17 protein-coding genes are annotated in these 19,901 nt (G+C 61.3%); 14 read left to right on the top strand and 3 right to left on the bottom strand.

Annotated elements, in window-relative coordinates:
* Positions 1 to 6 precede the first annotated feature (6 nt).
* From mraY to lpxC, 10 genes are all read left to right on the top strand, one after another.
* A complete protein-coding gene (gene mraY / locus IE093_RS03110; protein ID WP_189466111.1) occupies positions 7 to 1,089 on the top strand; it encodes a phospho-N-acetylmuramoyl-pentapeptide-transferase in 1,083 nt (360 codons plus the stop codon).
* Positions 1,090 to 1,137: 48 nt separating this feature from the next.
* Positions 1,138 to 2,526: a UDP-N-acetylmuramoyl-L-alanine--D-glutamate ligase gene (gene murD, locus IE093_RS03105; RefSeq protein WP_189466109.1), complete on the top strand. Its 1,389-nt coding sequence runs from the start codon at positions 1,138 to 1,140 to the stop codon at positions 2,524 to 2,526.
* Positions 2,527 to 2,555: 29 nt separating this feature from the next.
* A complete protein-coding gene (gene ftsW, locus IE093_RS03100) occupies positions 2,556 to 3,737 on the top strand; it encodes a putative lipid II flippase FtsW (protein ID WP_189466464.1) in 1,182 nt (393 codons plus the stop codon).
* Between the two features lie 29 nt (positions 3,738 to 3,766).
* Positions 3,767 to 4,825, top strand: a complete 1,059-nt coding sequence (gene murG, locus IE093_RS03095) for an undecaprenyldiphospho-muramoylpentapeptide beta-N-acetylglucosaminyltransferase (RefSeq protein WP_189466462.1) — start codon at positions 3,767 to 3,769, stop codon at positions 4,823 to 4,825.
* Positions 4,826 to 4,883: 58 nt separating this feature from the next.
* A complete protein-coding gene (gene murC / locus IE093_RS03090; RefSeq protein ID WP_229803223.1) occupies positions 4,884 to 6,296 on the top strand; it encodes a UDP-N-acetylmuramate--L-alanine ligase in 1,413 nt (470 codons plus the stop codon).
* A complete protein-coding gene (locus IE093_RS03085) occupies positions 6,293 to 7,225 on the top strand; it encodes a D-alanine--D-alanine ligase (RefSeq protein ID WP_189466104.1) in 933 nt (310 codons plus the stop codon). The genes murC and IE093_RS03085 overlap by 4 nt, the downstream gene beginning before the upstream one ends.
* Positions 7,226 to 7,231: 6 nt before the next feature.
* Positions 7,232 to 7,960, top strand: coding sequence for a cell division protein FtsQ/DivIB (locus tag IE093_RS03080; RefSeq protein WP_189466102.1), 729 nt, complete (start codon positions 7,232 to 7,234; stop codon positions 7,958 to 7,960).
* Positions 7,961 to 8,156: 196 nt separating this feature from the next.
* Positions 8,157 to 9,431 carry a cell division protein FtsA gene (gene ftsA / locus IE093_RS03075; RefSeq protein ID WP_189466100.1) on the top strand — a complete coding sequence of 425 codons (1,275 nt, stop codon included), beginning with the start codon at positions 8,157 to 8,159 and terminating at the stop codon, positions 9,429 to 9,431.
* A 33-nt stretch (positions 9,432 to 9,464) separates the two neighbouring features.
* Positions 9,465 to 10,628, top strand: a complete 1,164-nt coding sequence (gene ftsZ, locus IE093_RS03070) for a cell division protein FtsZ (RefSeq protein WP_189466099.1) — start codon at positions 9,465 to 9,467, stop codon at positions 10,626 to 10,628.
* 112 nt (positions 10,629 to 10,740) lie between these two features.
* Positions 10,741 to 11,652, top strand: a complete 912-nt coding sequence (gene lpxC, locus IE093_RS03065; protein ID WP_189466097.1) for a UDP-3-O-acyl-N-acetylglucosamine deacetylase — start codon at positions 10,741 to 10,743, stop codon at positions 11,650 to 11,652.
* Positions 11,653 to 11,715: 63 nt separating this feature from the next.
* Here the strand turns inward: lpxC and IE093_RS03060 are convergent, their stop codons facing one another.
* Positions 11,716 to 12,198, bottom strand: coding sequence for a DUF721 domain-containing protein (locus tag IE093_RS03060; protein WP_189466095.1), 483 nt, complete (start codon positions 12,196 to 12,198; stop codon positions 11,716 to 11,718).
* 115 nt (positions 12,199 to 12,313) lie between these two features.
* On the opposite strand from IE093_RS03060, the gene IE093_RS03055 reads away from it, so the two are divergent.
* The 4 genes from IE093_RS03055 to IE093_RS03040 all read left to right on the top strand — a co-directional run bounded on the left by IE093_RS03055 (position 12,314) and on the right by IE093_RS03040 (position 17,735).
* The gene (locus IE093_RS03055) at positions 12,314 to 12,691 is read left to right on the top strand and encodes a hypothetical protein (RefSeq protein WP_189466093.1); all 378 of its coding nucleotides are present in this window, start codon (positions 12,314 to 12,316) and stop codon (positions 12,689 to 12,691) included.
* 85 nt (positions 12,692 to 12,776) lie between these two features.
* A complete protein-coding gene (secA, locus tag IE093_RS03050) occupies positions 12,777 to 15,515 on the top strand; it encodes a preprotein translocase subunit SecA (RefSeq protein WP_189466091.1) in 2,739 nt (912 codons plus the stop codon).
* A gap of 12 nt (positions 15,516 to 15,527) precedes the next feature.
* Positions 15,528 to 16,736 (top strand): bifunctional glutamate N-acetyltransferase/amino-acid acetyltransferase ArgJ, encoded by a 1,209-nt coding sequence (argJ, locus tag IE093_RS03045; RefSeq protein WP_189466089.1) that lies wholly within the window; start codon positions 15,528 to 15,530, stop codon positions 16,734 to 16,736.
* A 51-nt stretch (positions 16,737 to 16,787) separates the two neighbouring features.
* The gene (locus tag IE093_RS03040) at positions 16,788 to 17,735 is read left to right on the top strand and encodes a Nudix family hydrolase (RefSeq protein WP_189466460.1); all 948 of its coding nucleotides are present in this window, start codon (positions 16,788 to 16,790) and stop codon (positions 17,733 to 17,735) included.
* Between the two features lie 178 nt (positions 17,736 to 17,913).
* Here the strand turns inward: IE093_RS03040 and IE093_RS03035 are convergent, their stop codons facing one another.
* Both IE093_RS03035 and IE093_RS03030 read right to left on the bottom strand, forming a co-directional pair.
* Positions 17,914 to 18,810 carry a carbon-nitrogen hydrolase gene (locus tag IE093_RS03035; protein WP_189466088.1) on the bottom strand — a complete coding sequence of 299 codons (897 nt, stop codon included), beginning with the start codon at positions 18,808 to 18,810 and terminating at the stop codon, positions 17,914 to 17,916.
* 4 nt (positions 18,811 to 18,814) lie between these two features.
* Positions 18,815 to 19,864, bottom strand: a complete 1,050-nt coding sequence (locus tag IE093_RS03030; protein ID WP_189466086.1) for an agmatine deiminase family protein — start codon at positions 19,862 to 19,864, stop codon at positions 18,815 to 18,817.
* Between the last annotated feature and the right edge of the window lie 37 nt (positions 19,865 to 19,901).

Below are 19,901 nucleotides of genomic sequence, written 5' to 3'. Positions count from 1 at the left end.
CGATACATGCTGCTTTATCTGGCTAACTTTCTGGCGCAATTCCAAAGCGCCTTCAACGTCTTCAATTATCTTACCCTGCGCATGATTCTGGGGGCTCTCACGGCCCTGCTGTTGTGCCTGTGGCTGGGACCATCGATGATTCGCCGTCTGGTCGAGCGTCAGATTGGCCAGGCGGTACGTGACGATGGGCCGCAATCGCATCTATCCAAGGCCGGTACCCCGACCATGGGCGGGGCGATGATCTTGATGGCGATCGCCATCAGCACGTTGCTGTGGGGCGATCTCGTCAACCACTATGTGTGGGTGGTATTGGCGGTGACCCTGGGCTTCGGGGCCATCGGCTGGGTCGATGACTATCGTAAGGTGGTGGAGAAGAACCCGCGAGGCCTGCCGGCTCGCTGGAAGTATTTCTGGCAGTCGGTGATTGGCTTGGCGGCGGCTGGCATCCTGTACGTGACCGCCGCGGGACCGGTGGAGACCAGCCTGATCGTGCCGCTGTTCAAGGACATCGTGTTGCCGCTGGGGGTCTTCTATCTGGTGCTGACCTATTTCGTGATCGTCGGTAGCTCCAATGCGGTCAACCTTACCGATGGTCTCGATGGGCTGGCCATCATGCCTACCGTGATGGTCGCCATGGGGCTATCGGTGTTTGCCTATGCCAGTGGCAACGCGGTATTCGCCGAATATCTGCATATCCCCATGATATCGGGAGCCGGCGAACTGGCGGTATTTTGCGGTACCATCGCTGGCGCCGGGCTCGGTTTCCTGTGGTTCAACACCTACCCGGCCCAGGTGTTCATGGGCGATGTCGGGGCGCTGGCCCTGGGAGCGGCGCTCGGGGTGGTCGCGGTAATCGTGCGCCAGGAGATCGTGCTATTCATCATGGGTGGGGTCTTCGTCATGGAAACCGTGTCGGTGATCCTCCAGGTGGGGTCCTACAAGCTCACTGGTCGACGCATCTTCCGCATGGCTCCGTTGCATCATCACTTCGAACTCAAGGGCTGGCCGGAGCCACGGGTCATCGTCAGGTTCTGGATCATCACCGTGGTGCTGGTGTTGTTGGGGTTGGCGACCCTCAAGATTCGTTGATGCGTGCAACGTGGTGGAGGCGTCGGGGGTGGATTCGAGGAGTGCGGAATGCATAAGGTGCCAGCCGGAACGACCCTGGTCGTGGGACTTGGAGTGTCGGGCCGTGCGATTGCCCGACACCTGACCCGTAAGGGCATTCCTTTCATGCTCGCCGATACTCGTGCAACACCACCGGGTGTTGATGATTTCCATGCCGCCCACCCTGGGGTGGAGGTTCACTGCGGCTCCCTGGCTCAGCTTGATCTCAGCGAGGTGGAGGAGGTGGTGCTCAGCCCCGGTGTCGCCCCGGATAGTCCAGGGTTAGAGGGCCTCGGAGATCGCGTGCGGATCGCCTCCGGCGAGTCCTTGGTGGTCGGCGAGATCGCTCTGTTCGTGCGCGACTGCCGGGCGCCGATCGCCGCCATCACTGGCTCGAATGCCAAATCGACGGTCACCACATTGCTGGGAGAGATGGCGCGGGCTGCCGGCTGGAACGTCGCGGTGGGCGGTAATCTCGGCACTCCGGCGCTGGACCTGCTTCACGACCAGCCCGATGCCGATCTCTATGTGCTGGAGTTGTCCAGTTTCCAACTCGAGACCACGCCTTGCCTGGGCGCCGAGACCGTTGCCTTTCTCAACCTGTCCGACGACCACCTTGATCGCCATGGCGACATGGCGGGGTATCGCGCTGCCAAACTCCCCATCTTCCGCGGTGCTCGGCACGCTGTGGTCAACGCCGAGGATCCCATGACTTGGCCAGAGACCCCTTTGCCGGCATTGGATCGGTTCACGATACGCGCTCCCGATGCCGACGAATGGGGAATTGCCGAGCATGATGATGGCAGTGGTGCAAGTGCTTGGCTGATGCGGGGCGCTGAACCGTTACTGCCGTGTCATGCGTTACGAATCAAGGGGCGCCACAACCAGGCCAATGCGTTGGCGGCTCTGGCGATGGGGCACCGCTTGGGACTACCGATGACGGCGATGCTTGAAGTCCTCGAACGTTTTCCGGGGCTGCCGCATCGCGGCGAGTTGGTGGCCGAGGTCGAGGGCGTTTCCTGGATCAATGACTCCAAGGGCACTAATGTCGGAGCGACACTGGCGGCCATCGATGGCTTGGGAGCGGCCCTGTCCGGCAAGTTGGTTCTGCTCGCGGGCGGTGTGGGCAAGGGAGCTGATTTCACGCCGCTGGCCGAGCCGCTTAGCCGTTACGCGCGTGAGGCGATACTCTTCGGGCGTGACGCCCAGGCGCTGCAATGTGCTCTGCAGGAGAGAGTGGCGACTTCCCGAGTCATCGACCTGGCCGCAGCCATGGAGCGAGCGGCGACGATCGCCGAAGCGGGAGATTGCGTTCTGCTGTCGCCGGCCTGTGCCAGTCTCGATCAGTTCAGCAACTACCAGGAGCGTGGCGAGGTATTTCGCCGCTGGGTGATCGAATATTCGAGGAGGCGGGCGTGAGCGCTAGCAAGAGCAGGATTCGCTTCCCGATGCCTGATCAGCCCTGCGATGGCTGGCTGGCCGTTGCCGCACTGGCGTTGTTGCTTACAGGCTGGGTGATGGTGACCTCGGCCTCCACCGAAGTGGCTTCCAGCCTGACAGGCAACCCCTATTACTTCAGTATTCGCCATGGCATTTTCGTATTGGTGTCATTGCTGGCCGCACTGTTGGTGATTCGTGTGCCGCTTGCCTGGTGGCGGGTCAACGGGCCTTTTTTGCTGCTGGTCGGCATGGCACTGCTAGTGCTGGTGCTGGTGGTGGGCCGCGAGATCAACGGCAGCAAGCGCTGGCTGTCGATCCCCGGCGTGCCCTTCAATCTGCAGGCCTCCGAAGTCGCCAAGCTGTTCCTGATTACCTATATGGCGGGTTATCTGGAGCGCTTCCTGCCCCAGGTGCGCCGCGAATGGGGAGCCTTCATGCGGCCGCTGGTGGTGACGATGGTGGTTGCCTTGCTGCTGATCTTCGAGCCCGACTATGGGGCCGTGGTGGTCATGACCGGGTGCGTCATGGGGATGCTGCTGATGGCAGGTGCGCCGCTCGGGCGTTTCGTGATGTTGATGGCGGGAGTCGTGGCACTCGGCTTTTATGTGGCGATTGCCGAACCTTATCGCCTGGCGCGCCTCACCAGCTTTGCCGACCCCTGGGCGGACCAGTTTGCCAGCGGCTATCAGTTGACCCAGGCGTTGATCGCCTATGGTCGTGGCCATTGGTTGGGGCTGGGGTTGGGTAACAGCGTCCAGAAGCTTTTTTACCTGCCCGAAGCGCATACCGATTTCGTATTCGCGGTGATCGCCGAGGAGCTGGGGCTTTTGGGGGCCATCGCGGTAGTTGGGCTGTTCGCGCTTTTGATCTACCGCGCACTGTCGGTCGGACGGCGCGCCGAACTGGCGCGATTGCCGTTCGCAGCCTATCTCAGCTACGGTATCGCCTTGGTCATTGGCTCCCAAGCCTTCATCAACATTGCCGTGAGCACCGGCATGCTGCCAACCAAGGGACTGACCCTGCCGTTGCTCAGCTATGGGGGGTCGAGCCTGCTGGTCAGTTGCATCATGGTGGGGATGCTGCTGCGGGTCGATATCGAAACTCGCCGGGCGGTGAGGCGAGCGAGCCCGACTGCGCCGAAGGCGGGAACTTCCGCTACTTCTTCCAATTCGCAAGGAGCGCGCAAGTGACGCATAACCCACAGCGGCGGGCACTGATCATGGCCGGTGGCACCGGAGGGCATGTGATCCCGGCCCTGTCATTGGCCAAGGCGCTGACCGACAAGGGGGTGCGGGTCGAGTGGCTGGGCAGTCCGCAAGGTATCGAGAATCGGTTGGTGCCGGCGGCCGGCATTCCGTTGCATTGCATTTCGGTGGCAGGGTTGCGTGGCAAGGGCGCATCCGGCTGGCTGCTGGCGCCACTTCGGTTGGTGCGAGCGGTATGGCAGGCACGGCACGTGATTGCCTATTACGATCCGCAACTGGTGGTGGGGCTGGGAGGCTTTGCCAGTGGCCCCGGCGGTCTGGCGGCCTGGTTGATGCGACGCCCATTGGTGATTCATGAGCAGAACGCCGTGGCGGGCTTGACCAATAAGGTACTGTCACGTTTGGCGAAGCATGTCTATGCCGCTTTCCCTGGCGCCTTTCCCGTGGGCCGAAGCGAGGTGATCGGCAACCCGGTACGCATCGATATCGCCGCATTGGGGGAGGTGCCGCGTTCCCAATCGGCAATGCAAGGGCGGCGTTTGCGCCTGCTGGTGGTTGGGGGTTCGTTGGGGGCCTTGGCGTTGAACGAGACGCTGCCGGCGGCACTGGCGCGTCTGCCAGAAACCAGTCGGCCCGAAGTGCGTCACCAGGCGGGTCGCGACAAGGACCGGGCAACACGCCGGGCTTATGAGGAGCACGCCGTGACGGCGGAGGTGTCGACCTTTATCGATGACATGGCAGCGGCGTACGATTGGGCTGATCTGGTCGTGTGTCGTGCAGGCGCACTGACCGTGGCCGAGCTTGCTGCGGCGGCCAAGCCGTCCTTGTTGGTTCCCTTTCCCTACGCGGTGGACGATCATCAGACGGCCAATGCCCGAATATTGGTCGAGGCTGGCGGAGCCGAGTTGATGGCGCAATCCAGCCTGACGGCCACCTCTTTGGCCGAGTGCCTGGAAAGGCTGCTCGACCCTCGGATTCTTGCCACCATGGCGACGGCGGCTCGAGCCAGTGCCCGGCTCGACGCCACTCAGCGCTTGGTGGATGGCTGTATGGAGACAAGTTTTGAGCGATAACCAACAAGCAGTGTCGTCGTCCAGGCGGCAGCGTCGTCGTGGGGCTGGTGCCTTGGGCATGCGGCGTATCCGGCGCATCCATTTCGTCGGTATCGGTGGGGTCGGCATGTGCGGCATCGCCGAGGTACTGTTCAATCAGGGCTACCAGGTCAGTGGAAGCGACTTGAGGGTCTCTCCGGTGATCGAGCATCTGCGCGGTTGCGGAATCCGGGTGGTCATCGGCCATGACGCCGAGAATGTCGAGGATGCTGATGTCGTGGTGGTATCGACGGCGGTGGATCAGGACAATCCAGAGATTCGCTGGGCCCATGAACATCGCATTCCGGTAGTGCGGCGCGCCGAAATGTTGGCCGAGCTGATGCGCTTCCGACATGGCATCGCCGTGGCCGGTACTCATGGCAAGACCACCACCACCAGCATCACCGCCACACTGCTGGCCGAGGCCGGTCTCGATCCGACTTTCGTGATCGGTGGCCGCTTGACCAGCGCCGGAACCAACGCTCGCCTGGGGGAAGGGGATTATCTGGTCGCCGAAGCCGACGAGTCGGATGCCTCTTTCCTGCACCTGCAACCCATGGTTGCCATCGTTACCAATATCGATGCCGACCACATGGCCACTTATGGTGGGGATTTCGAGCGCCTCAAGGGGACCTTCATCGAGTTTCTGCACAATCTCCCATTCTATGGATTGGCGGTCTTGTGCATCGACGATGAACAGGTGCGCGGGCTACTCGACCAGGTACACCGCCAATTCGTCACCTACGGCTTCAGTGAGGATGCCGATTACCGTATCGTCGACTTCGTGCAGACGGCCGGTGAGGTGAGTTTCACCGCTTTGCGTCCCGAGGGGATGGCGCCATTGGACGTGCGTTTGGCCATGCCGGGGGAGCACAATGCCCTGAATGCCCTGGCGGCGATCGTGGTGGCCAGTGATGCTGGGGTCGACGATGACGCCATTCTGCGGGGGCTTGCCGGCTTTGCCGGTGTGGGGCGGCGATTCCAGGTCCATGGTGAGTTTTCCGCACCTTCAGGCGAAGGCGCGGTGATGCTGGTCGACGACTACGGCCATCACCCCCGAGAAGTGGAAATGGTCATCAAGGCGGTGCGTGCCGGTTGGTCGAAGCGGCGCTTGGTGATGGTCTACCAGCCGCATCGCTATACTCGCACCCGGGATCTCTACGAGGATTTCGTCAAGGTACTTTCCGAGGTCGACATCCTGTTGTTGCTTGATGTCTACAGTGCTGGTGAGGCACCGATCCCGGGTGCCGAAGGGCGTACTTTGGCGGGCTCGATCCGTCAGCGAGGGCAGGTCGACCCGCTGTTCGTCGAAAGCAAGGCCGAGTTGCCGGGCCTGTTGTCTCGGGTTCTGCGCCCCGACGATATTCTGATTACCCAAGGAGCCGGTGACGTGGGGGGGATCGCCCTGTGCCTGGCACAGGCTCAATTGAAATTCGACGAGGTATCTCTATGAGCCGGCAAGTGGCAGGGCATCTCGACTACGGTCGAGTCGTCGTCGTCTATGGTGGCGACTCCGCCGAACGCGAGGTATCGCTGATCAGCGGCAATGCGGTACTGGCCTCGCTCCAGCGCAGCGATATCGAGGTACATGGCTACGACTTGGCGACCGGCGGCCTTGCTGGCCTGGAGGCACTGCGGCCGGATCGTGTCTTCATCGCCCTGCATGGCCGAGGTGGCGAGGATGGCTCCCTGCAGGGGGCGTTGGAGTTGCTCAAGATTCCTTATACCGGTAGTGGTGTGCTGGCTTCGGCGCTGGGCATGGACAAACTGCGTACCAAGCAGGTCTGGCGCGCGGTAGGTCTGCCGACGCCGGAGAGCGTGATCCTCGATGCCGAAGCGGACTGGTCCGGGGTATGTGAGTCGCTAGGCTTGCCCTTGATCGTCAAACCGGTGCATGAAGGGTCGACGCTGGGCATCAGTATCGTCGATAGCCGTACTTCCCTGGAGGCGGCCTATCGTGAAGCCTCGCAGTACGATGCCCAAGTGATGGCCGAGCGTTTTATCGACGGGGCGGAATATACGGTGTCGCTGTTGGGTGACAGAGTGTTGCCGGCGATCCGTGTCGAAGTACCCAGCGGGTTCTACGACTATGAGGCCAAGTACTTCTCCAGTGAAACCTTGTACCACTTGCCGTGTGGCCTCTCTAGCGTCGAGGAGGAGGAGTTGGGGGCGCTGTCTCGTCGGGCCTTCGCGGCCATCGGTGGCCACGGTTGGGGACGCGTTGATGTGATGCGCGATGCCAACGGGCAGTTCTGGCTGCTGGAGGTCAATACCATTCCCGGCATGACCGATCACAGTCTGGTCCCACAGTCGGCCGCTCATGCCGGATTGGACTTCGATGCGTTGGTTCTCGCGATTCTCGATACTTCTCTGGAAAGTTGATCGTTCATGTCAGTATTGCGTGGCTCCTTGCCGGGGCTGATACTGCTTCTGGTATTGCTGGTGGCTGGTGGTCGCGCCTTATGGTTATGGCTCGACCGCCCCATTGAGCGAGTCTCGATCCGGGGCGATTTGACACATGTCAGTGCTGCCTATTTGCGCGAGGAGCTTTCACCGCTGATTCAAGGGCAGACTTGGCTGTCGGTGAGCCTCGGGGATTTACGTCGTCGTGCTCGCGATATCGAATGGCTGGCCGAGGTACGGGTGTCGCGGGAATGGCCCAATGCGCTCGCCTTCGAGCTGATCGAACAGAAGCCGGTCGCACGCTGGAACGATACCTTTCTGCTCAATCACCAAGGCGAGCCTTTTGCCTTTGGCCCGGTCTCTCCTCCCCTTGGTCTTGCCGATCTAGCAGGTCCCGAGGGCAGTGGTGCCGAGGTTCTGGCGTATTATGACTATCTTCAGCCGCGTTTTTCTGCCTTGGGGCTGGAGATTACCCAGTTGCGTCTTGAAGCGAGGGGAGCCTGGCGTTTCCAGCTTGATGACAGTGTCTGGGTCATGCTGGGTCGCAACGATCGACATGCGAGGCTGTCGCGTTTACGTGCTGCCTGGGAGCGACAGCTTGGTGCTCAAGCGTCGCAAATTCGCTACATCGACCTGCGTTATCCCAATGGGGTGGCCGTTGCCTGGCATGGCGAAACGGAAACAGGGGAGGTCGTCGAGTCGGAAGGTTCCTGAAGCGTTTTCTTTGGTCAACTCCCGCCAATCAGGCCATTGGGGTGTTTCTTTTGGATAAAAACCTCCGTATTCTGGCATCTGTTTTCCAACTGGGCTGGTTAAACAACCCTAGTTGTTCCTATAATTGGCTCAATGTCTCATTGTGCTCTTAAATGGACGCTAAACCCGAATTAAGATCGAGGAGTAAACCCGACCCATGGCAGGACAATACAATGCTTCCAATATGGTAGTCGGGCTGGATATCGGAACATCCAAGGTCGTGGCGATCGTGGGACAACCCACCGACGATGGTGGAATCGAAATTGCAGGCATCGGCTCGCACCCTTCTCGTGGTATGAAGAAAGGGGTGGTCATCAATATCGAGTCGACCGTGCAATCGATTCAGCGCGCCGTGGAAGAAGCCGAACTGATGGCCGGTTGTGATATTCACTCGGTTTATGTCGGCGTGGCCGGCAGTCACATCAGTTCCATGAATTCCGACGGTGTCGTCGCGATCAAGGACCGTGAAGTCACGCCTTCGGATATCGAACGGGTGATCGACTCGGCACGTGCAAGGGCCATCTCCGAGGGACAACGGGTTCTGCATGTGCTGCCTCAGGAGTTCGCCATCGATACCCAGGAGGGCATCCGCGAGCCACTGGGCATGTCCGGGGTGCGTCTGGAAGCTCGTGTTCATCTGGTCACGGCTGCGCTTAATGCTGTGCAGAACATCGAAAAGTGCGTGCGTCGCTGCGGGCTCGAGGTCGATGCCATCATTCTCGAGCAACTCGCCTCAAGCCATGCCGTGCTCACCGAAGACGAACGTGAATTGGGCGTTTGCATGGTGGATATTGGTGGAGGAACGACCGATATCGCGGTATTTACCGAGGGAGCGATCCGGCATACGTCGGTGATTCCCATCGCCGGCGACCAGGTGACCAACGATATTGCCATGGCGTTGCGTACGCCGACGCAGTATGCCGAGGATATCAAGGTTAAGTACGCCTGTGCGCTGACACAGCTTGCATCAAGCGATGAAATGATCAAAGTGCCAAGTGTTGGTGATCGCCCGGCACGGGATCTGTCGCGTCAGGCGCTGGCCGAGGTCGTTGAGCCACGTTACGAAGAGCTTTTCACCTTGGTACGAGAAGAGTTGCGTCGTAGTGGCTACGAAGACTTGGTGGCCGCCGGGGTGGTGTTGACTGGCGGCACCGCACGCATGGAAGGCGTGGTCGAACTGGCTGAGGAAATCTTCCACATGCCGGTACGTATTGCCTGCCCGCAGAATGTACGCGGCCTGGCCGATGTGGTCCGTAACCCGATTTATTCCACCGGCGTGGGTTTGCTACATTATGGAATGCGTGACGCCAGGCTCGGGCATGGCCGTGTAGTATCGGCTCAGCCGAAGAGGGAGGACGTCTCCCGGCGTGGGATCATGGAAGGTGTTCCGGCGCTGGACAAAATCAAGGGCTGGTTCAAAGGAAATTTCTGACAGGGGCCGCAAAAGGTCCAGGAGACGGGTCTTATGTTCGAACTGGTAGATAACGCACCCTCAAGCAGCGCGGTCATCAAGGTGATCGGTGTCGGTGGCGGCGGCGGCAACGCCGTCAATCATATGGTGGAAAGCAGCATCGAAGGCGTGGAGTTCATCTGCGCCAATACCGATGCCCAGGCATTGAAGCGCGTAGCGGCCAAGACCGTTCTCCAGCTTGGTAGCGAGATCACCAAGGGTCTGGGGGCCGGTGCCAATCCCGATGTTGGCCGCCAGGCGGCAATGGAGGATCGTGAAAGGATCGCTGAGCTGATCAATGGCGCCGACATGGTGTTCATTACCGCCGGCATGGGAGGAGGTACCGGTACCGGAGGGGCTCCCGTGGTGGCTCAAGTAGCCAAGGAGCTAGGAATTCTGACCGTGGCAGTGGTCACACGTCCCTTCCCCTTCGAGGGGCCCAAGCGCATGCGGGCCGCCGAGGAGGGCATGAAAGAGCTTTCCGAGCATGTCGACTCGCTGATCACCATCCCCAACGAGAAACTGCTGGCCGTGCTGGGCAAGAACGCTAGCCTGCTTTCAGCATTCAGCGCCGCCAACGACGTCCTGCTTGGTGCCGTGCAGGGCATCGCCGAATTGATCACCAGTCCAGGTATCATCAACGTCGACTTTGCCGACGTGCGCACCGTAATGTCCGAGATGGGCATGGCGATGATGGGTACCGGAGGAGCTACCGGGGAGAACCGGGCTCGCGAAGCCGCCGAGAAGGCCATCCGCAGTCCGTTGCTGGAAGATATCGACCTGCATGGCGCACGCGGCATCCTCGTCAACATCACGGCTGGTCCCGACCTTTCTATCGGCGAGTTCAACGATGTCGGGGCTACCGTTCAGGAGTTCGCTTCCCAGGACGCGACTATCGTGGTGGGCACTTCCATCGACATGGAAATGTCCGATGAGCTTCGCGTGACAGTAGTGGCTGCGGGGCTCGAAGGGCGCCAACAGAAGGCTGCGCCACGAGAGAGCGTTGCCAAGCGTCCCGAGCCGACGGACTATCGCAAGTTGCAGCAGCCCACGGTGATGCGCCAGCAGGCCGCCAAGTCTGAGCAGGAAGCCGCCGGCCCGCGTAGCGACAAGCGCAAGTCCCAGGAGCTTGATGACTACCTCGATATTCCAGCTTTCTTGCGTCGTCAGGCTGATTGAGCGGTGCTATGAGGGGGATAGGAAGCGCCAGGTATCATTTTTTTGTTGAAACGCTCGTTCGCTGTTATAGTGAACGGTGTTTGATAATTAAATCATCACCTGGCGGTTACTCATGATCAGACAACGAACCCTCAAGAACACCATTCGCGCCACCGGGGTGGGGTTGCACTCCGGTGAGAAGGTCTATCTGACTTTGCGCCCGGCGCCGGCAAACAACGGCATCGTCTTCGTGCGCACCGATCTCGACCCGGAGGTGCGTATCGCCGCCCGTGCGGAAAACGTCACCGACACGACGTTGTGCACGGCGCTTTCACAGGATGGCGTCAAGGTGGCGACCGTCGAACACCTGATGTCGGCATTCGCTGGCCTAGGCATCGACAATGCCTTCGTCGATGTCAGCGCCCCTGAGGTGCCGATCATGGACGGTAGTGCGGGTCCTTTCGTGTTCCTCATCCAGTCGGCGGGGATCGAAGAACAGAGCGCGGCCAAGAAGTTCATCCGTATCAAGCGTGAAATCGCCGTCCGCGAGGATGACAAGGAAGCGATCTTCCTGCCGCACAACGGTTTCAAGGTGTCCTTTGCCATCGACTTCGACCATCCGGTCATCGAGTTGCAGAAGCAGAGCGCCGAGGTCGATTTTTCCACCACGTCATTCGTCAAGGAAGTATCGCGGGCGCGGACCTTTGGTTTCATGCGTGATCTCGAGTTTCTGCGTTCCCACAACTTGGCGTTGGGGGGAAGCCTCGACAATGCTATCGTCGTCGACGATTACCGTATCGTGAACGAGGGTGGGTTGCGCTACGACGACGAATTCGTCAAGCATAAGGTGCTCGACGCCATCGGCGATCTCTACCAACTGGGCTACAGCTTGATCGGTGAGTTCCGTGGCGTGAAGTCCGGACATGCGCTCAACAACCAGCTTTGTCGTGCCATGCTGGCACAGCCGGATGCTTGGGAGATCGTCACCTTCGAAAACGAAACCGAGCGGGCGCCTATCTCCTACGCGGCCCCCGCCATGGTCTAGTCACCATTTTTTATCGTTACGCCAGGGTTCTGACGCCGCCTCACATTGAGGTGGCGTTTTTCGTTATTCGGTGCTCTTGGTTGGCTCGTCTTGCTGTTCGGCGTGCGAGGCGAGGCGCTCCAGAGCACGTTTAAGACGAGGGTCTTCGGTATCTCGAGCACAACTCGATAGTTCGTCTGCGGCTCTTGCCGGGAGCCGACGGGTGTTGCGGGTAGGAACCTTGGGTGGGCGCACCGGCCGGACCTTGAAGTTGAAACCGAGTACCGCCTCGAATTCAGGGCGCCGCTGCAGTAACGCTAGCAGTCTCGGCTGTTCATAACGCAGCCAAGTCAGCCATACGGCACGGTCGGTGATGAGGGTGAGCTTGCCTTCGCGGTAGCCTCCGACGAAGACATGTGGACGCACTTCCTCGGGAAGGTGTTCGCGTAACTCGCTTTGCGCGCGCTCGATCAGCGAGGCCATGCGCATCAGACCCCCCAGTTCGCCGCCGCCCGACAGCAATGCTGACATGGGCTGGGCGCGGAAACGCTTAACCTTTATACTCATGTGCTTGCCCTTAGGGTGCCAACCGACGATAAGCCATGGGCCGTCGCCGGTGGTCGAAGAGTGACGAAGCGCAGATGCGCACAAAGCCTAGCATGTCCGGGAGTCCGCCAACAGCATGACCCTGACTGACCACGCGACAGATCCAGTCTCTGCTGCCAGTGAGTCAACGGCAGCACGCCGCCGCGTTCGTTCGCGCTGGTGGCTGGCGGGCTTGCTGGTCGGCTGCCTGTTGCCGGCGGGGTTGGTTGCGGGGGATGCCGCCCGTCATGCCGAGCGCATCGTGCAGATCTGTCTGCTGGCACCGGAGGCGATCCGAGCCGAATCCCGACGAGTTGCTCGACGCTATCGCTGGCAGCCACGGGCGAGGATTCCGCAGCCCCGCTTGCGCCAATCCCAGGCTCATCGCAATGCCCCTCCCAGCCGATCCAGTGCCGCCCACGACGTGTTGACCCGCCGTGGGCCTCCCGTCTATCCCGCCATCATTCGCGTGTAATATCGCGAGCGCGTTACATGCCGGCCGGGAGCCACCTCCTGTCGTGCCGGCACTGTCCACAGGCACTAAATCTATTGGACCTGTCATGCTGAATACTCTGTTGCGCAAGGTCGTCGGCTCCAAGAACGACCGCGAAGTCAAACGCATGGGCAAGACGGTTGCTCAGATCAACGCACTGGAGCCGCGGTACGAGTCGCTCGACGACACGACGCTCCAGGCCTCCACCGCCGAATTTCGTGAGCGACTGGCCAATGGCGAGTCGCTCGACTCGATGCTTCCGGAAGCCTTCGCCGTTGTGCGCGAGGCCAGCAAGCGCGTCATGGGCATGCGCCATTTCGACGTTCAGCTGATCGGCGGGATCACCCTACACCGGGGACAGATCGCCGAGATGAAGACCGGCGAGGGTAAGACCCTCGTGGCAACCCTGGCCGTCTACCTCAACGCCTTGCCCGGTCGGGGCGTGCACGTGGTCACGGTCAACGACTATCTGGCGCGTCGCGATGCCGAGTGGATGCGACCGCTCTATGAGTTCCTGGGGCTCTCGGTGGGCACCATCTATGCCGGTCAGAATCAGGAGCAAAAGCGGGCCGCCTACGCCTGTGACATCACCTACGGCACCAACAATGAGTATGGCTTCGATTATCTGCGCGATAACATGGCCTTCTCGCTGGAAGACAAGGTGCAGCGAGAGCTGCACTACGCGATCGTCGACGAGGTCGACTCGATTCTCATCGACGAGGCCCGCACGCCGCTGATTATCTCCGGCCCGGTGGACGAGAACACCGAACTGTACCAGGTGGCGGACCGTCTGGCGGTCAACTTGACCCTCTGCACCGATGAGGAGGATCCGTCCACTGGCGACTTCCTGCTCGACGAGAAACAGAAGCAGGTCGAGCTGACCGAAGAGGGGCACTACAAGGTCGAGGAGTTGATGCGCAGCGAGGGGCGGCTTGGCGAGAATGACTCGTTGTACGCTGCCCAGAACCTCAACCTGCTGCAGCACATGCATTCGGCGCTGCGAGCACGGCATCTTTACCACCGCGATGTCGACTACATCGTCAACGACGGTCAGGTGGTGATCGTCGATGAGCATACCGGGCGCACCATGCCCGGTCGACGCTGGTCGGAAGGCCTGCATCAGGCGGTGGAGGCCAAGGAGCGGGTCGCCATCCAGCGCGAGAGCCAGACGCTGGCCTCCACCACCTTCCAGAACTACTTCCGTCTCTACGAGAAGCTGGCGGGGATGACCGGGACCGCCGATACCGAGGCCTTCGAGTTCCGTCAGATCTATGGCTTGGACGTGATGGTGATCCCCACCAACAAGCCGCTGATCCGCGAGGATCTCAATGACCTCGTTTACCTCACCGCAGAGGAGAAGTTCGAGGCGATCATCAAGGACGTCAAGGCCGAAACGGAAAAGGGCCGCCCGGTACTGGTGGGCACGGCCTCCATCGATACCTCCGAGTATCTGGCCGGCTTGATGAAGAAAGAAGGCCTGACCTTCAACGTGCTCAATGCCAAGCAGCACCAGAGCGAGGCCGAGATCATCGCCCAGGCTGGCCGGCCCGGTGCGATCACCATCGCCACCAACATGGCCGGTCGCGGCACCGATATCGTGCTCGGCGGCAACTGGGAGGCCGAGGTCGCCAAGCTCGACAATCCCGACCAGGCCCAGGTCGAGGCCATCAAGGCGGCCTGGCAGGAGCGCCATGGTGCCGTTGTGGAAGCCGGCGGCTTGCACGTGGTCGGTTCCGAACGCCACGAATCGCGGCGGATCGACAACCAGCTGCGTGGGCGTTCCGGGCGTCAGGGCGACCCCGGCTCGACCCGTTTCTTCCTGTCGCTGGAAGACAACCTGATGCGGCTGTTCGGCTCCGAACGGGTTCAGCGCATGATGAAGGCATTGGGTATCGAACATGGCGAGGCAATCGAGCACAAGATGGTCTCCAATGCGGTCGAACGGGCTCAGAAGAAGGTCGAGAGCCGCAACTTCGATATTCGCAAGCAGCTCCTCGAGTACGATGACGTGGCCAACGATCAGCGTCGCGTGATCTATGAGCAGCGCAACGGCATCCTCGCCGCCGAGGATGTCTCCGACACCGTGCTGGGCATCCGTGAGGAAGTGCTCGATGAGGCGATCAGCGAGTTCGTGCCGCCGCAGAGCCTGCCTGAGCAATGGGACCTGGAAGGCCTCGAAGCGCATCTCAAGAGCGAGTTCAACCTGGATGCGCCGGTGACTAAGTGGGCCGAGGAAGACGAGCGCTTCCACGAGGAACAGTTGCGTGAGCGCCTCCAGGCTCAGCATCGCGATGCCTATTCCGCTAAGGTCGAGGCGGTTGGTGCGGAACTGATGCGCCGCTTCGAGAAGCAGGTGCTGTTGCAGGTGCTGGATACTCGTTGGAAGGAACACCTGCAGGCCATGGACCACCTACGGCGAGGCATTCATCTGCGTGGTTACGCGCAGAAGAACCCCAAGCAGGAATACAAGCGCGAATCCTTCGAGCTGTTCCAGACTCTGTTGGCCAATATCAAGTCCGATGTGACGCGTATCCTCAGTCATGTCCAGGTGCGTCGCCAGGAAGAAGTCGAGGAGCTCGAGCGCAAGCGTCGTGAGGCTCTGGAGCGTGAGAAGGCCCAGGCCGGCAATCGCCGTGATGCCCTCGATGTGGGGAGGGCCGATGCCACTGCCGGCGGCCAGGCCGCCGCGGTGCCCGGTGCCGATGGACGGCCGGTACGGCGCGAGGGGCCCAAGGTCGGTCGCAACGATCCTTGCATCTGTGGTTCGGGCAAGAAGTACAAGCAGTGTTGCGGAAAACTCAGTTAAGGAGACATCACCATGGCGGTGGGTGAGGCGTTGTTTCCGGCGATGCCGGTGATCGAGGGCGTGCGCTTGGGGACGGCTGAGGCCGGGATCAAGAAACCTGGGCGTCGTGATCTGGTGGTGATCGAGATCGCCGAGGGCGCGAGCGTGGCGGGAACCTTCACGCGAAATGCCTTTTGCGCAGCGCCGGTGCATGTGGCCAAGCGCCATCTATCGAGCGGGGCGCCGCGCTTTCTGGTGGTCAATACCGGGAACGCCAATGCCGGTACTGGTAACGTCGGCATGCGCGATGCCGAAGCGACCTGTGCCGAGCTTGGACGTCTCGCTGGTGTGCCGGGTTCGGCGGTATTGCCGTTTTCCACGGGGGTGATTGGCGAACCATTGCCCATGGACCGTTTGCTCGGTGGTTTGCCGATGGTCCTGGAGTCGCTGACGGCCGATGGGTGGCAGGCAGCCGGAGAAGGCATCCTGACCACCGATACCCGTCCTAAGGGCGCTACCACGTCGCTCGAGATCGGGGGGCGCAAGGTGACCATCAACGGTATCAGCAAGGGTTCAGGCATGATCAAGCCCAACATGGCCACCATGTTGGGCTTCGTGGCTACCGACGCCGGTGTCGATCAGGCGCTGCTTGAGACCCTGCTGCGCGAGGGTGTGGCACGCTCGTTCAACTGCATCACCGTGGACAGTGATACCTCCACTAATGATGCTTGCATGCTGATCGCCACTGGCCGAGGCCCCCGGGTTTCCAGCGATGACGATATCGCGCGTTTCCGCGAGGCACTCGATCGTGTGTTGATCGAGCTGGCCCAGGCCATCATTCGCGACGGTGAAGGGGCCACCAAGTTCGTTACCCTGGAGGTCAGCGAGGCACGTACGCGCGAGGAAGCGCTGGATGTTGCCTTCACCGTGGCCCATTCGCCGCTGGTCAAGACTGCGCTCTACGCCTCAGATGCCAACTGGGGGCGCATTCTTGCAGCGGTAGGGCGGGCCCCGGTGGAAGCGTTCGATGTCGAGCGTGTGGTCATCGACCTCGGCGAGGTCAGGCTGGTGGAAGGGGGTGGCCGAGCCGCCAGCTATACCGAAGAGGCTGGCAGTGCAGTGATGGTGGGCGAGGAGATTACCATCCGCATCCGCCTGGGGCGCGGCGAGGCAGCCGCCACGGTCTGGACCTCGGATCTGTCGCACGAATACGTATCGATCAACGCCGATTATCGTAGCTGAGCCGAGTCTGCGATGGACGCGTTGCCCATTCTGGAAGAGTCAATGAGCACCATGGTCAAGAGAAGGGTACATGTGGCGGCTGCCGCCATCATCAGTCGGGACAGTCGGCGAGTGTTGATCGCCAGGCGTCCGTCCAATGTCGATCAGGGCGGGCTGTGGGAGTTCCCTGGCGGCAAGCTGGCGCCTTACGAGACCGGCTTCGAGGCCTTGAAGCGTGAGCTGCACGAGGAACTGGGCGTGGAGATCCAGCGCGCGCAGCCGTTGATCCGTGTGCATCACGAGTATCCCGACAAGCATATCCTGCTGGACGTGTGGCAGGTGCTCACCTTCGCTGGCGAGCCCTTCGGTCGCGAGGGACAGGCGGTACGCTGGGTGCCGATGGACGAGCTTTACAACTACCCCTTCCCGGCTGCCAACCTGCCAATTCTGCGCGCCGTGATGCTACCCACCGAGTACCTGATCAGCGATGAAGAGGTCGATGACGAGGTATTCCTGGCCAAGTTGGGGCGGGCGCTGCGCGAGGATGGCATAAGCTTGGTTCAGCTCCGCGCCAAGACCCTGGATCGTGATGCTTATCTGAAGCGCGCCGAGAAGGCGCTGGGGCTGTGTCGCGAGCATGGTGCTCGTTTGCTGCTCAATGGCGAACCGGAGCTGTTGCGATCGCTCGATGCCGATGGGGTACACCTGACCAGTGAGCGCTTGATGAGCCTGGAGCGTCGTCCCATCGCCGAAGACAAGTGGCTGTCGGCCTCGACTCACGACCGGGCCCAGCTCGACCAGGCGAAACGTATCGGCTGCGATTTCGTGACCCTGTCGCCACTGCGTACCACGCCGTCCCATCCCGAAGTCGAGCCGCTGGGCTGGCACGATTTCCAGCAACTGGTGGAAACTGCCGGGATGCCAGTATTCGCCCTGGGTGGCATGACGCGTCACGACGCCGATCATGCCAGGGCCGTGGGGGCACAAGGTATCGCCTCGATACGGGATTTTTGGAAGTAACCCTCAGCGTCGAGCAGCGAGCTTCGGGCAACGGGTAGTTGGCAGCCAACTGAAAGGGACAGCAGACTGCTGATCGAAGCTCGAAGCTCGAAGCTCGAAGCTCGAAGCTCGAAGCTCGAAGCTCGAAGCTCGAAGCTCGAAGCTCGAAGCTCGAAGCTCGAAGCTCGAAGCTCGACGCCTAGTCCCGATACCGCCTCGTCAGGTCACCATAGGCGTCGATGCGGCGGTCGCGCAGATACGGCCACATGCGCCGGGTATCCTCGCAGCGTGCCATGTCGATTTCGACCAACAGCCGTTCGGGGCCCTCGCCGGCATGCGCCAGCAATTCGCCTTGTGGACCGCAGACGAAGCTGCCGCCCCAAAAGTCGATCCCGGGGCTGACTTCCGATCGGTCGGGCTCATGACCGACGCGGTTGGCGACAAGCACCGGCAGGCCGTTGGCCACACCGTGCGCACGTTGGATCAGGGTCCAGGCATCCTTCTGGCGGGCCTTTTCGTCGCCATCGTCCGGTGGGTGCCAGCCAATGGCGGTGGGATAGAGCAGTAGCTCCGCGCCGGCAAGTGCCATCAGGCGCGCCGCTTCCGGGTACCATTGGTCCCAGCACACCAGCACGCCCAAGCGGCCCACCGAGGTATCGATGGGCGCGAAACCTTGACCCTGTTCGGCATCGCCTGGGGTGAAGTAGAACTTCTCGTAGAAGCCCGGATCGTCGGGAATATGCATCTTGCGGTAGTGGCCGACCCGGCCTCGTGCCCGGTCGTAGACCACCGCGGTGTTGTGATAGAGCCCTGGGGCACGGCGCTCGAACAAAGAGCCGACCAGGACGATATTCAATTCGGCGGCCAACGCAGCGAGGCGCTGTCCGGTGGGGCCGTCTAGCGGCTCGGCCAGATCGAACAGGGCGGGGTCTTCGTACTGACAGAAATAGTGAGTGGCGTGCAGTTCCTGCAGCAACACCAGTTCGGCCCCCTGGGCGGCGAGTTCGCGCACCCCGGCTTCGCTCTCGGCCAGGCTGCGGTTCTTCTCCGGCCAGGCTTCTTGTTGCACCAGGCCCACTTTCAAGGTCTTGCTCATCTCGTTACTCCTCGGCGAAGGGCGTCAGGCTTCCCTGGGGCAGTTGCATGGTCAGACAGTGCAGACTGCCATGTTGGCGTATCGCGCTGCGGCAGTCGATGGGTACGATATCGCGGCCGGGGAAGGCCTTGGCCAGTGCCTCCAGGGCATATGCATCGGCGGCATCGCCATAGGTGGGGGCCAACACCGCACCATTGATGATCAGAAAGTTGGCATAGGTGGCCGGCAAACGGTGGCCATCTTCGGGGTCGTGGCAAGCGCTTGGCCAGGGCAGCGGTATCAACCGGTACGGCTGACCATTGGCCTGACGGAAACTCTGGAGCTCGGTTTCCATGGCCTTGAGCGAAGGATAGTGGCTGTCCAGTTCGTCGTCGCAGCGCACATAGGCGATGGTCTGCGGGTCGCAAAAGCGTGCCAGGGTGTCGATATGGCTGTCGGTATCGTCGCCTTCCAGGTGGCCGTGACTTAGCCATAGCACGCGCTCGACCCCGAAATCCTGACGCAGATGCGCTTCCACTGCCTCCCGGTCAAGGGAGGCATTGCGGTTGGGGTTGAGCAGGCAGGCTTCGGTGGTCAACAGCGTGCCTTGACCGTCGGTCTCGATGGCTCCCCCTTCGAGGATCAGATCGCGAGATTCGAGTGGTGATCGATAGGCGCCTTGGTCGTTCAGGGCACGGTTCAGGGCATTGTCGCGTGACGCTGGGAACTTGCCGCCCCAGCCAGTAAAGGTATAGTCCAGGAGCACGGGATGACCGTCGCGTTCGATGGCGATGGGACCATGATCGCGGCACCAGGTGTCGTCGGCCGGCGCGACGATCAGTCGCAGGCGTTGCGTCGGTATGCCCAGATGATGGAAACTCGTTGTCAACCGGATGCGGGTGGCGGTGTCGGGCACGCTGATCAGCACGTTTTGATAGCGAGCGATGGCCACCACGATGGCCTCCAGCGTCGCCTCGATACGCTCGAGCAGCCCTGCCCAGTCGCTATCCACGCGGGGCCAGGTCAATTGAACCGCATCCTGGGGATGCCATTCGGGGAACAAGCGGTTTGCCATCGCAGTCTTCTCTCGGGTGCGCCACGAAACCGCGCAA

Source organism: Litchfieldella qijiaojingensis, assembly GCF_014651875.1.
Taxonomy (GTDB): domain Bacteria; phylum Pseudomonadota; class Gammaproteobacteria; order Pseudomonadales; family Halomonadaceae; genus Litchfieldella; species Litchfieldella qijiaojingensis.
Note: the sequence above shows the minus strand (reverse complement) of the source record. Positions and strands in the feature narration are given on the sequence as shown.